Here is a 12,496-nt window from a genome sequence, read left to right as displayed (position 1 = left end):
GTCAATACACATAGCAAAATCATACAAAAAAACGTAAGAATCAATACCACACACAATACGTTCCAATTCAAGCCCACATGACACCATCACATCAGCATTACGCCATCGAAGACACAGCGCGTTCACCACAAGCACATTGGTTATCGCATTTACTGAATGGCGTCTATAAATTACCAGGATTAGAAGGCAAAAGAGCAGTATTATTTTCAAATTTCGTTTTAGAAGAATATATCCAAGAAGAAGAAAAACACGATAATTTTGAGCTTACATCAGGACGAAACAGAAGCCTGAGAACATTATCTACGGGTGAGCAAAAAAAAGCATTAATGTCTTATCTATTGCAACAAAACCCAGATTTCATCGTCTTAAATAATCCTTATGAAACCTTAGACAAAGCGTCTGTCTCTCTATTAAAACAACAATTAATTGCCTTGTCTAAAGACATGCCTATTGTGTTTATTTTCAACAGGCAAGAGGATCTCTTACCCGTAATCACCCACGCCATTACCTTTGAAAAAGACAAGCTTAAAGCAGTGGTGCCCATTGCTGACTACAGGTTTAAAAAGCGAGTGTTTGTTTTTGAGAAAGATATTCCACCGGCGATAACAACGTATTGCAATATTCCAGAAGTACTTGTGGAACTTAAGAATGTAAATGTGAATTATGAGGATCGTTGTATTCTAAAAGATATCAACTGGACCATCAAAAAAAAGGAATTCTGGCATTTAATAGGCCCTAATGGGTCTGGTAAAACGACCTTATTATCCATGATTTATGGGAACAATAGCAAAGGCTATGGTCAAGACCTATACCTCTTTGGCAAGAAAAAAGGCTCTGGAGAAAGTGTTTGGGATATCAAACAAAAGATAGGTTATATCAGTCCTGCGATGTTAGAGTTATTTAATCGAAGCCATACTGTAGAACACATGATTCTTTCAGGTTTTTTTGATAGTGTGGGCTTATACCAAACACCATCGACCTTACAAATACATACGGCTGCGCAATGGATGAACGTCTTAAACTTAAGTGACCAAAAAAACACGGCTTTTCTTAGATTAGCACCAGCAACCCAACGCCTAATTTTAATAGCAAGGGCGATGATTAAGCATCCGCCTTTGTTGATCTTAGATGAACCCTTAATTAATGTCAATGATGAAGGTAGAGCGCTAATTTCTGCGTTAATAAATAAAATCGCCAACGAAAGTGAGATCAGTATTTTGTTTGTTTCACATCGTGATGAGGCTGATATCCACCCTGATGTTATTTACGAGCTTATACCCTCTCCTAATGGCTCTGTTGGTCTGAAAAAATGATATCCGATGATGAGAATATAAAACCAAAACTTTATCTGAGCAATCAAGATAGGTGTAATGATTTTAATATAAGGAACCTTGAAAACGCAGGACTCACATTTCTAAAAGCTAAAATCTAATCCCCCATAACCACAGCGATTACTATTCTCAAATTTACTTATTCACCAACTCAAACTGCGTGTCAATAGGAATTCCAAAATTAGACTCTAATTCTTTAACACTCTTTTTAAAGTAATCTGTCGCTGGTGGTAAATTAACAGTGTCCCAAAACTGTGCGCTATAGTTCACATCAATTTCTTCCATCTTTGTACGATACACGTAGGTGTTTCCCACATCTATTTTCTTTTTATCCGTTTCTATGCCCAAAACGATGACTTCATTTCGTTTAGATAATTTAATCTGTTCGTTTGTTGTTTTTAAAATTCTTTGGTGTTCTTCAGTTAAATCTATAAAACGTTTTGTGTAATGATTATGATAGCTTAAATAGAGCTTCCCTTCATCATTTTTCTTATAGATATAGACCACATTAGAGGCTTTGTTTCGTGTTTTATACACCTTATAACTGTCGATTCCAATATAGAGCACTGGATCTAAATAGTTTTTTCTTTTTTGAACCTGATTCACACCTTGAATAATAACAATATCTTCTCCATCGTAAGACGTATCACCAATCTTAGTCCATTTGTAATCCTTAATAGAAATGCCGCGACGTAGAGGATCTATTTTAGCCATAAAATTCACAGGGTAAATTCTCCCAATATTAGCATCTTTATACGTTCTGTAATCTTCAGATCTGCGCCCTTCTAAAATATCAATTCTACGGATATCGATACCACCTCTTGGACCGACATCTTTTATTTTAAGATAGTGCTCTACAAAAAATTTAGCCTTATCATCTTCTACAGCAAAAAACCGATTTAAGATCTTTAATTCGTGTACAGAACTCACCGTATTCTTTTTTAAGTTTTTAAAAGCGAACTTTACATATTGTTGCGGGTTCATAATGTTAACTTCATCAAGCGATACGATATCTTCTTTTAAGATGATGACTTTTTCCTTTAACTCTAGAAATTCTTTAACGACTATTTTAGAGGTTAAATAGCCAATGCTAGACACCTCCAAAGTATCTAATTCATTCTTCTTTGATAATTCTAAATAAAAATGACCATCCTCATTAGTTGAAGTTCCAATATATTTTGAAGTGATGCTAACAGCAGCATAAGGAATGCTTAACTCTGCTTCGTCTAACACAATACCTTCAACTTTGAGCGTTTTGTTTTGTGATTGAACTGAAAAGCTTAATAAAATAAAAATAATAAATAATCGAAATGAATGCATATATAGAATTTTATGTTTTTGAAAATATCACAATTTAACATAAATAGTTCACCTTATCGAATGATAGCTCAATGAATTACCTAATCAAAGCGGGTTGAATTGAATATATGCTCATGTGCTATGCTTCAAACCTTATGCAGTGTTCAGGTCTACTTGGATTTTATGCAATAAATTCTGTCCGTCAACCAAACATCTAAAACTTATATAAAAATAATAGCCCTTTATATTATTTTTTGTGTTGTTGGAAGTTCATTAAAATGTAACCAAAACAAATTAAAAATCAATTAATTTTATCGCGGATATTTCTTTACACCTTGAAACAAGTAAATCCTTCCCAAATCAGCCATTTCAAATGAGTATCTTTGTGAAGTACCAAACCCATTACACCTTATGATTTTTATCGATAACGAAGGCCATACCAATCCTAAATTAAACTTAGCTTTAGAAGAGTACGCCTTAAGACATTTTGATGCATCTACCGATTATTTGTTGTTCTACATCAACGAACCTTCTATTATTATCGGACGAAATCAGAATACTTTAGAGGAAATTAACCAAGAGTATATAGATGCAAAAAATATTCATGTGGTGAGACGCGTTTCTGGTGGTGGCGCAGTCTATCACGACTTAGGAAATTTAAACTTTAGTTTTATCACTAACCACGATGGCAAAAGCATAAGCAACTTTAAAAAATTTACAGCACCGGTAATTAAAGTCTTAAATGACATGGGTGTTTCTGCAGAACTAAAAGGCCGAAATGATATTTTAGTAAATGAGAAGAAAATTTCTGGTACGGCGCAATTCTCCACAGGGAAACGTATGATAAGTCATGGTACTTTATTGTTTGATACCGATATGAGTGAGGTGGCTAAAGCGCTTCAGGTAAAAATGAGCAAAATACAGTCTAAAGGCCATAAATCGGTTAGGAGTCGTGTGGCAAATATCAGTGAGTTTTTAAAGACACCGATTTCTATGGCTAACTTTAAAGAGCAATTACTCATTGGTCTATACGAAGCCAGTGAACCTTTTGAAACCTATAAACTAACGGAAGACGAATGGAAAGCTGTACACCAATTAAAAGCTGAAAAATATGATTTATGGGATTGGAATTTTGGACGCTCACCTAAATTTAATATCCAACGTAATAAACGTTTTCCGATAGGCGAAATTGACCTTCGCATTTTTGTTGAGAAAGGACATATTTCGGAGGTTAAAGTTTTCGGTGATTTCTTTGGAAGACAACCGGTTTCAGATCTAGAAAATATACTTATTGGTGTGCCATATGATAAACGTGAGATTCGTAAAACACTTGAAAATGTTTCAATTGAAGATTACTTTGGCACGTTAGAAACGTCAGATTTTATTGATCTTGTATATGGCAGTGATTAATATTATTTACCGTTTACAATTCCGGACTGTAGTAGACTCTTGAAAAAATTATTATTTTAAAAAAGTTACTTTTAAAGCCTTAAACCTCAAAAATGATTGAACATAATTACACGACTAAAGACTTAAAATTCTATTCGCAAAAATCAATAGGACTAGCTAGTTTTATTGGTGGCCCATTGGCAGCCGGCTATTTAATTAAAGAAAATTACAAAGCTTTAAATCAGGCTGAAAAAGGAAAAACAGCTTTTATAATTTCCATAATAGCAACGCTAATCATTTTTGGGTCTTTATATGTTGTTCCTGAATCTATTATGGATAAAATTCCAAATATGGTAATTCCTGCTATATACACAGGAATTATTTATTTGATAGTCGAAAAAATTCATGGTAAACTTCTGAACAACCACGACGAAAATAATTATCCGTTTTATTCTGGCTGGAGAGCTGCAGGTATTGGTGTCATCTCATTAATAATTTTAATAGCTATCGTTTTTGCTTCTATATTTTTAATTCCAGATGAAATATATGATACCTATGATGCCGAAATGGAGCAGTTCTCAAAAAATGAAGGGGCGTCACTCATATTCTACGATCATTTAAATACGGAAGATGATGAAACGCTTTTGAATGAGATTGATAGCATAGCCATCCCTAAATGGAAAGAAAACATAGAGATTATTAATAGAACTAATAGTATTGAAGACTTACCATCCGAACTTGTAGAACAAAATAAAAAATTACTGAGATACTCTAAACTAAGATTAGAAGCGTTTAAGTTATTCAAAAACTTAATTATTCATGAAACAGATAATTACAATGTTGAATTAAACAGAGTTCATAACGAAATAGATGTCGTCATTGAATCCTTAAATTAAGAATTCATTAGTATCTATATCACATAAAGATAAATCATAAAGAAGTGGCAAATGGCACCGCCTAGAACAAATAAATGCCAAATAACATGGTTATAAAGCATTCGCTGTAGGGCGTAAAAAACAATTCCAACGGTATAAAATGTACCACCAGCAAATAACCAAAGGATACCATTTGGCCCAAGTGCTTCTGAAACATTTGAGAAATCAAATACAATCAACCAGCCCATTACCAGGTATAAAAGCGTCGAAAAAATCTCGAAGCGTCCGGTGAAAAACAGTTTTAAAATCACACCAAAAGCTGCAATTCCCCAAACCGTCCAAAATAATGGCCAGCCCAAACTGTTGGTTAGAAGTATCAATAAAACCGGTGTATACGTCCCAGCAATTAAAAGATAAATACTAACGTGATCTACAATTCTAAAATAATGTTTCCGCTTCTCCCCTTCTACCGCATGGTAAAATGTTGATGCTAAAAAAAGAATGATAATAGAAAGTCCGTAAACAATAACACTAAATAAACTCCAAGGCTTTAGGTTGTCTGCATCAATAATTAATAAAACTAAAGCTACGATTCCTAAAAGGGCACCAAAGCCATGCGTCCAAGAATTGAGTTGTTCTTCTAATTTTGTTTGAATACGCATTATTTAACTTTTATAATTAGTAGCTCCTTGTGATGTAGACCATTTATTGACACTCTTATAAAAATCAATTTCGAAAGCTGCTTCTTGTCGTTTTAGCTGTTCATTTTGAAAAGCGCGCTGTAAAATGTCTTCAATTAAATAGTCTTCTTCTTCATCTATAGGACTAAATTCTTTCTTCAATGAAATATCAAACAAACTCGCTGTGCTATTAAACCAAAAGGCACGCCAGCCACTTCGTAATTCTTTAATGAGATCGAAGGTGGTTTTTCCGGTTTGTCGGTGAATGAGTTTTACTAAAATCTGACCTTCTGTTTTTGTAAGTTTCTTAAGTTCCGCAGAAAACTCTTCTTCTATATAATTTTGAATAATCTTAGCATAGCGCTTTTTATCGCGCTTACGCTCCAATCCATCTAATCGCTCTTGTAAGGCTTCTAAACGTTCTGCCGCTAATTTGGCATACGGATATACTTTTAATGTTTTTCGTCTTAAAATGATATAACGAATACGTGCGTTTCTGTCTTTGAACTTTAAATTTGGGAGTACTAAAACTTCTTTTAACTCAACGGAAGTAACAGGAATAGAATCTCCTTCAATATACATATAGTGGACTTCAGTAGAATCTTGTTTTACAGGATCTTCTTGAGCGCTTATAATCATTGAAAAAAACAATGCTATGTAGGTGATGTATTTCATGTAGTATTCTAATACTAAAATCGTTCCAATATGAAATTCTTAGCAATTTCAAAATTAATAATATTTAAAGTCTATAACCTTAAATTCATATTAATATTATGAAACTTGTTGAAAAAACCACCAAATAAAAAAGACCTATCAAATAAATTTTATCTGAAAGGTCTATAATATTAAATAATGACGCTATTTATAGTTTCTGACGGTTGTCTCCAGAAACTCTATCAATAAGTTTATTGTAAGGATCCACACCAACTTCGGTCGGTTTTTCATCTACAATAATCGAAATCATATTATCTATAGCTGTTATTTTATGTTTCTTTAAATAGAGTTCTTTTTCTTTCATCTTACCATCAACGTCATTCTCTGTAAAAATCCCAATATCTATATAATCTTGAAGTGGTAATGATACTATTGGTTTTTCTTTTCCTTCCGGTATATATGAAATGGAATCTCTTCCGACTTCAGAAAATAATTGTTTTCCTTTTTCGTCATTTCTGTATTTACTTACTTCAAATTCTATGTCCACTTTATACTTACCGTTATCCAATTCGGTAGATGTCGCAGATGTAACTCTATTATCATACACCGTAATCGTTTCAAACATATCTTTAATCACATATTGTAAACTATCTGGAGTCACCGCTTTAATATGATTTACCATATCAATAGACGTGGTATAAGGTGGCTCTTGAAATTTCACCTTTTCAACATAGGTTTTTAAAGCTCCATTTAATACATCTTCACCAATATAATCGCTAAGCGCATAAAATACTAAAGAGCCTTTTTGGTAGCGAATATAGCCTTGACCATCATTGTACATTAATGGTTTTTCGCGTTTACGTTCAAAAGTTCGACTAATTAAATAATCGTCTAAAGATTTTCTCAAAAACTTGCGCATTTGTGATTTCCCTAGTTCTTTTTCTAAAACTTTTAATGCCACATATTCCGACAAACTTTCAGACAACATGGTAGCACCTAAAACATCAGCTCCAATCACTTGGTGTGCCCACCATTGGTGTGCTACTTCGTGTACAGTAATCGCATAGGTATAGTTTAAACCGGCATCTTCAGCATCTTCACTCTCTTCGACGTCTGCAATAAAACCTGCATCTCCAGAGAACGGAATTGTATTAGGAAAAGACTGTGCAAATCCACCACTAGGAAACTCTATAATACGTAATTGCCTGTGTTGGTATGGACTAAAATTTTCGCTGTTGTATGCCAATGATGCCTTCATACCATCCATCATACTTTCTAAGTTATATTCATGCCCTTTATGATAGTAAATTTCGAGACTAACGTCTTTCCATTTGTCTTTTTTTACTTCATACTTTGCGGAATTAAACGCGTAAAAATTCAAGATTTTACTATCCATTTTATAATGAAAATAGCGTCTTCCATCTTTTACCCATTCCTTCTGTAGATACCCTGGTGCAATGGCAATTTGATCTTCGCTTGTGCTTACGGTAGCTTCAAAATCGATCCAATCACTATCCTTAGAAATATAAGTATTCCCCAAAGCAGTAGAGTCTGATGGCTGTGGTTTTAATTTGTTTGGTGGTAAATCGTATTTTTCACGGGTTTTATCATCTGTAAGCTCACCTCCATTATATCCTAAATTAGGAAACAATTCCATGTTATTAATAAACGTTCCATTCTTAATAACAGGAGAATTAGACACTAACAATGTGTTTGGTTTGTTTTTAACTGTAAACTTTAAACTCATGGTATCCCCTGGCATCATTGGTTGTTTTAACCTATAAATATCAAAGTTGTAAAGTGTGTCTTCTGATACCAACGTATTTTCGCGACTAAATTTAAATGTACTTGGATAATCATTATGATTTAAGAAAATACTATCAATTGCAGTATCTGTTTTATTGATCATTGTATATTCTCCTGATGATTCAAAATTACGATCGTCAATAAATAAGTCCACATTTACGTTTACAGCGATAATACGTGGTTGCGCATAGTCTTCGTATTTTTTATACATTTTCTCCCAATTCACTCTCAGTTCTTCCGCTTCTTTAGAAGAATAGCGATCGTTATTAATGTTAGTTGCATGGAAAATAGTATAACCCATTGTAAAGAAACCTACCAAAAGTGTTACAAATGCAATTGCCATTGGAGTTCTAAAACGGTCTTTCGCAATACTTAAACGTTCTTTAAATGAATGTGGTAAACCACGTACCCAAAATAACGCCGCAATAAGCATTAGAATTGAGCCTCCAAGTACCCAATATATTTTATAAGTTAAATATCTAGATAATGAATCTCCATAACCGTTCATATCATTATATCCAAATCCGGGGCCTTCATTATACTTAAATATCGCTTGTTCTACGCCTGCTAAAGTTAAAAGCGGAATACCAATTGAAATTACCAAAAGAACAAACAGACCTAAATATGGATTTCTAATTACCGTTTGAACCATCAATGCCAAGAAAGCCCAAATCACATAATTAATCAGTTTTAAACCGAACAATTCTTTAATATACAAACCTATTTCAATATCAAAATACCCTTTATACAATTGAAACAAAATACCTGCAACCATAACCACAGTAAGCAATAACACTTGCATTTTAACTATGGCGATAAACTTAGATAAGAATAACGACCAGTTTGGAATTGGTGTAACATCCTCTAGCCCATTTATATTGGCTATTTTACTTCTATTGACTAACATACCTGCATATAAAAACGTACAAATATTAATAGCAAACACAAACGCACTACCACCACGCAGCATTAACCATGTTCTAGGATATGATGCAGTTCCGGTTGGACTTCCAAAATCAGATAAAGCAATTAACACAACAATTAATCCGACTAAAACAATACTAATAAACGGCCAACTTTTAACGATGTACTTAAATTCTACATTCGATATTTTCCAAGTTGCTTTTAAATTCTGAACAAATGAATAATCATTTACAACCTTAGGAAGATTGATTTTTGTGATACCACCAAAATTACGTTTTGTAGAACGTTCCCCTTTTGCTTTTTTAAAGAGCGAAATAGTCATTGCATTTTGACTAAACGTAAAGAACTTAAACACCAACCCAAACACTAAACTAGCTACTCCTAACCATATTAAACGGTTATAAAGAATTACTTCCTTAATAGGAATATGCAACTCGTTTTGCTCGTAACCCGTCCAGTAACGTGTGTAATAATCTGAAGCCGAAGATCCAAAAGGATCTAATAAGGCTGCTAAATAACGACTATCAGGATCCGATAATAAATTATCAGTTACTCCCTGAATAAACAGTAATAAAATAACGGTTATAAAACCCGCGGCAATATTCCTTGAAAAGGTGACTACTGCAAAAACAATAGCTCCAAACAATAAAATATTAGGCAGAATAAAAAGCCAATACGAATCGAAATACGATTTAAAATCAAATGCAATAATCAGATCAGAATTGGTGCCTGGCAACCTAAAGCCTATAAACATTCCTATTCCAATGGTAAAAACTATAAGCGTTACAATAGTAATGGCACTAAAAAATTTAGCAAATAAATAATTCGCTTTTGTAAACGGATAAGAGTATAAAATGGAATGCATTTCACTTTTAAAATCCCTATTGATCGAAGCTCCAATAATGGAAGGAAATAGAAAGAAAATTAAAATAGTAACTCCATTAAATAAGTTGTTTATTCCGATTGGGGAATTTACAATTCGAGCCGAGCTTGTCGTTGCTGTGATACTATCAAATATTCCTGCTGTTGTTGCGGCCATAAAGACCGATAACATGAAGAAAATAGCCATGTAAATATAAGTCGCTGGTCGTTTTAACCAGTACTTTAATTCATAAGTAAATATTGTTGAAAACATAGATGTACTTTTTTAAAAATTCAAGATTAATACCAAATTAAACTGCGCTTACTGGCTCGTCTTGTTTTAGTGCAATAAAGTATACATCGTCTAGCTGTGGCTCAACGGATTTAAAATCATCACTTGGTTGTAAGTCACTAAACACACGAATGTTTAATGAGTTATCTTCATTATAATTAGAAGACAATATGTTGTATTGTGCTTCGTGTGCTTCTAAATCATCTCTATCTATAATCTTAGTCCAAATACGGCCTTGTAATTCTTGTCTGGCTTGCGATGGTGTCGCTTGCTTTAAAATACGACCACCATTTAAAATCGCCATATCGTTACAAAGTTCCTTTACATCTTCAACAATATGTGTTGAAAATATGACGGTACAATTGGTTCCAACTTCTCGCAAAACATTTAGAAAACGATGACGTTCTGCCGGATCTAACCCTGCAGTTGGCTCATCTACGATGATTAGTTTTGGATTGTTTAATAACAACTGTGCAATTCCAAAACGTTGTTTCATTCCACCAGAATAACCCGCAACATGTTTTTTACGCATGTCATACAAATTGGTAATATCTAAAACTTCTTTTACAATAGCCTGTCTGTCGGTCTTTGAACTGATGCCTTTTAAAGTTGCAAAATAATCTAACAAGGCTTCCGCCGACATTTTTGGATAAACACCAAACGACTGTGGTAAATAACCCAACACTTTTCGTAAAGCCATTTTATCTTCTAAAACGTTGATATCACCAAACATTATAGATCCAGAATCCGGACTTTGTAATGTGGCAATAGTTCGCATTAAAGAGGACTTACCTGCTCCGTTTGGTCCTAAAAGACCGAACATTCCTGTTCCGATTTCAAGGTTAAGATTATCAATGGCTTTTACTCCATTTTTGTATGTTTTGGTAAGGTTGGTTATAACAAGTTTCATGTGTTTAGGTTTATTTTTTTTAAAATGGTCAGATGCAACATGCTATTAATAATTTGATTGCTTATCAAATTATTAGAATGAATGTTTCATCGTATTAAATTTAAGTTTAAGATTATTGATCTATAAGTGTAAAAATAGATGAATTTGTTACAAAAATTTTTCAAAAGGTATTAAAAGCTTAGGAAATCCTTTTATTTTTACAGAAATTCAAAACATATAATATGGCTTCTAAAAGCATACTTAATAAAAAATCACTCGATTTCCTCGAAAAATATTTAAATAACGCGTCACCTACTGGTTATGAATGGGAAGGCCAGAAAATCTGGATGGATTACCTAAAACCTTATGTTGATGAATTTATCACAGATACTTATGGTTCTGCTGTTGCCGTTATTAATCCGGACGCTAAGTTTAAAGTGGTTATTGAAGGACATGCCGATGAAATTTCTTGGTATGTGAACTACATTTCTGATAACGGTTTAATCTACGTGATTAGAAATGGTGGAAGTGATCATCAAATCGCTCCAAGTAAAATTGTAAACATCCATACTAAAAATGGTATCGTAAAAGGTGTTTTTGGTTGGCCAGCAATTCATACGCGAAATAAAGCCAAAGAACAAGCTCCAAAACCAGATAATATTACCATCGATGTCGGAGCAAAGGACAAAGAAGAAGTTGAAAAAATGGGCGTTCATGTCGGTTGTGTGATTACGTACCCTGATGAATTTCATATTCTAAATAAAGACAAATTTGTTTGCAGAGCTTTAGATAATAGAATGGGTGGTTTTATGATTGCTGAAGTAGCACGTTTATTGAAAGAAAACAAGAAAACGTTACCATTCGGACTTTATATTACGAACTCTGTACAAGAAGAAATAGGCTTACGTGGTGCTGAAATGATTGCGCAAACCATTAAGCCAAATGTGGCTATTGTTACCGATGTAACGCACGATACCACCACTCCAATGATTGAGCAAAAAACGCAAGGTTATGCTGAAATCGGAAAAGGACCAGTTATCGCATACGCACCTGCTGTTCAACAAAAATTACGTGATTTAATTACAGATACTGCTGAAGCCAACAAAATACCGTTTCAACGTGCTGCACTTTCTAGAGCAACAGGAACAGATACTGATGCTTTTGCTTATAGCAACGGAGGTGTCGCTTCCGCTTTGATTTCATTGCCTTTGCGTTATATGCACACCACAGTAGAAATGGTACATAGAGATGATGTTGAAAATGTGATTAAATTAATTTATGAAACGTTACTTAAAATAGAAGACGGAGAAACGTTTAGTTATTTTAAATAGACCTTTTAGGCTTTTTAGAAATAGTTATAGAGCTATTCAGCAGCTCAAAACAAACAACATTTCAGGAAGTTTACACCCCTCAAGTCCCCTCAAGGGGACAGCCTCACTGTTGCGCTTAAAAAGATCTGAAAGATTTTTTTAAGAATTGTCCCCTTGAGGGGACTT

9 protein-coding genes are annotated in these 12,496 nt (G+C 33.8%); 4 read left to right on the top strand and 5 right to left on the bottom strand.

The window, feature by feature from the left end; translation table 11 throughout:
* Nucleotides 1-77: 77 nt before the first annotated feature.
* Nucleotides 78-1,313, top strand: coding sequence for an ATP-binding cassette domain-containing protein (locus DFQ09_RS05680; protein WP_115808686.1), 1,236 nt, complete (start codon nucleotides 78-80; stop codon nucleotides 1,311-1,313).
* Between the two features lie 153 nt (nucleotides 1,314-1,466).
* Here the strand turns inward: DFQ09_RS05680 and DFQ09_RS05675 are convergent, their stop codons facing one another.
* Nucleotides 1,467-2,651, bottom strand: coding sequence for a carboxypeptidase-like regulatory domain-containing protein (locus tag DFQ09_RS05675; RefSeq protein ID WP_115808685.1), 1,185 nt, complete (start codon nucleotides 2,649-2,651; stop codon nucleotides 1,467-1,469).
* 390 nt (nucleotides 2,652-3,041) lie between these two features.
* Here DFQ09_RS05675 and DFQ09_RS05670 point away from each other — a divergent pair, with 390 nt between their 5' ends.
* Both DFQ09_RS05670 and DFQ09_RS05665 read left to right on the top strand, forming a co-directional pair.
* Nucleotides 3,042-4,040 carry a lipoate--protein ligase gene (locus tag DFQ09_RS05670; RefSeq protein ID WP_115808684.1) on the top strand — a complete coding sequence of 333 codons (999 nt, stop codon included), beginning with the start codon at nucleotides 3,042-3,044 and terminating at the stop codon, nucleotides 4,038-4,040.
* Between the two features lie 92 nt (nucleotides 4,041-4,132).
* On the top strand, nucleotides 4,133-4,915 hold the full coding sequence (locus tag DFQ09_RS05665; RefSeq protein ID WP_115808683.1) for a hypothetical protein: 783 nt from the start codon (nucleotides 4,133-4,135) through the stop codon (nucleotides 4,913-4,915).
* Between the two features lie 14 nt (nucleotides 4,916-4,929).
* Here the strand turns inward: DFQ09_RS05665 and trhA are convergent, their stop codons facing one another.
* From trhA to DFQ09_RS05645, 4 genes are all read right to left on the bottom strand, one after another.
* A complete protein-coding gene (gene trhA, locus DFQ09_RS05660; protein ID WP_115808682.1) occupies nucleotides 4,930-5,556 on the bottom strand; it encodes a PAQR family membrane homeostasis protein TrhA in 627 nt (208 codons plus the stop codon).
* Nucleotides 5,557-5,559: 3 nt separating this feature from the next.
* The gene (locus DFQ09_RS05655) at nucleotides 5,560-6,249 is read right to left on the bottom strand and encodes a DUF4294 domain-containing protein (protein ID WP_115808681.1); all 690 of its coding nucleotides are present in this window, start codon (nucleotides 6,247-6,249) and stop codon (nucleotides 5,560-5,562) included.
* 187 nt (nucleotides 6,250-6,436) lie between these two features.
* A complete protein-coding gene (locus DFQ09_RS05650) occupies nucleotides 6,437-10,093 on the bottom strand; it encodes an ABC transporter permease/M1 family aminopeptidase (RefSeq protein ID WP_115808680.1) in 3,657 nt (1,218 codons plus the stop codon).
* Nucleotides 10,094-10,130: 37 nt separating this feature from the next.
* Complete coding sequence (locus tag DFQ09_RS05645) at nucleotides 10,131-11,021, bottom strand: ABC transporter ATP-binding protein (protein WP_115808679.1); 891 nt, start codon at nucleotides 11,019-11,021, stop codon at nucleotides 10,131-10,133.
* A gap of 221 nt (nucleotides 11,022-11,242) precedes the next feature.
* Here DFQ09_RS05645 and DFQ09_RS05640 point away from each other — a divergent pair, with 221 nt between their 5' ends.
* Nucleotides 11,243-12,331, top strand: a complete 1,089-nt coding sequence (locus tag DFQ09_RS05640) for a M42 family metallopeptidase (protein WP_020896198.1) — start codon at nucleotides 11,243-11,245, stop codon at nucleotides 12,329-12,331.
* The last annotated feature ends 165 nt before the right edge of the window (nucleotides 12,332-12,496 follow it).

Origin of the sequence: Winogradskyella pacifica, assembly GCF_003386275.1 — a bacterium.
In the GTDB taxonomy this organism is placed as follows: Bacteria; Bacteroidota; Bacteroidia; order Flavobacteriales; family Flavobacteriaceae; genus Winogradskyella; species Winogradskyella pacifica.
This window is presented reverse-complemented; position numbering and strand designations above follow the sequence as displayed.

What these genes read in the sequence shown, in the direction of transcription:
- DFQ09_RS05645 (WP_115808679.1), bottom strand. Translation starts at nt 11,021, where the DNA reads ATGAAACTTGTTATAACCAACCTTACCAAAACATACAAAAATGGAGTA.
- DFQ09_RS05640 (WP_020896198.1), top strand. Translation starts at nt 11,243, where the DNA reads ATGGCTTCTAAAAGCATACTTAATAAAAAATCACTCGATTTCCTCGAA.
- DFQ09_RS05665 (WP_115808683.1), top strand. Translation starts at nt 4,133, where the DNA reads ATGATTGAACATAATTACACGACTAAAGACTTAAAATTCTATTCGCAA.
- DFQ09_RS05680 (WP_115808686.1), top strand. Translation starts at nt 78, where the DNA reads ATGACACCATCACATCAGCATTACGCCATCGAAGACACAGCGCGTTCA.
- DFQ09_RS05675 (WP_115808685.1), bottom strand. Translation starts at nt 2,651, where the DNA reads ATGCATTCATTTCGATTATTTATTATTTTTATTTTATTAAGCTTTTCA.
- DFQ09_RS05650 (WP_115808680.1), bottom strand. Translation starts at nt 10,093, where the DNA reads ATGTTTTCAACAATATTTACTTATGAATTAAAGTACTGGTTAAAACGA.
- DFQ09_RS05670 (WP_115808684.1), top strand. Translation starts at nt 3,042, where the DNA reads ATGATTTTTATCGATAACGAAGGCCATACCAATCCTAAATTAAACTTA.
- trhA (WP_115808682.1), bottom strand. Translation starts at nt 5,556, where the DNA reads ATGCGTATTCAAACAAAATTAGAAGAACAACTCAATTCTTGGACGCAT.
- DFQ09_RS05655 (WP_115808681.1), bottom strand. Translation starts at nt 6,249, where the DNA reads ATGAAATACATCACCTACATAGCATTGTTTTTTTCAATGATTATAAGC.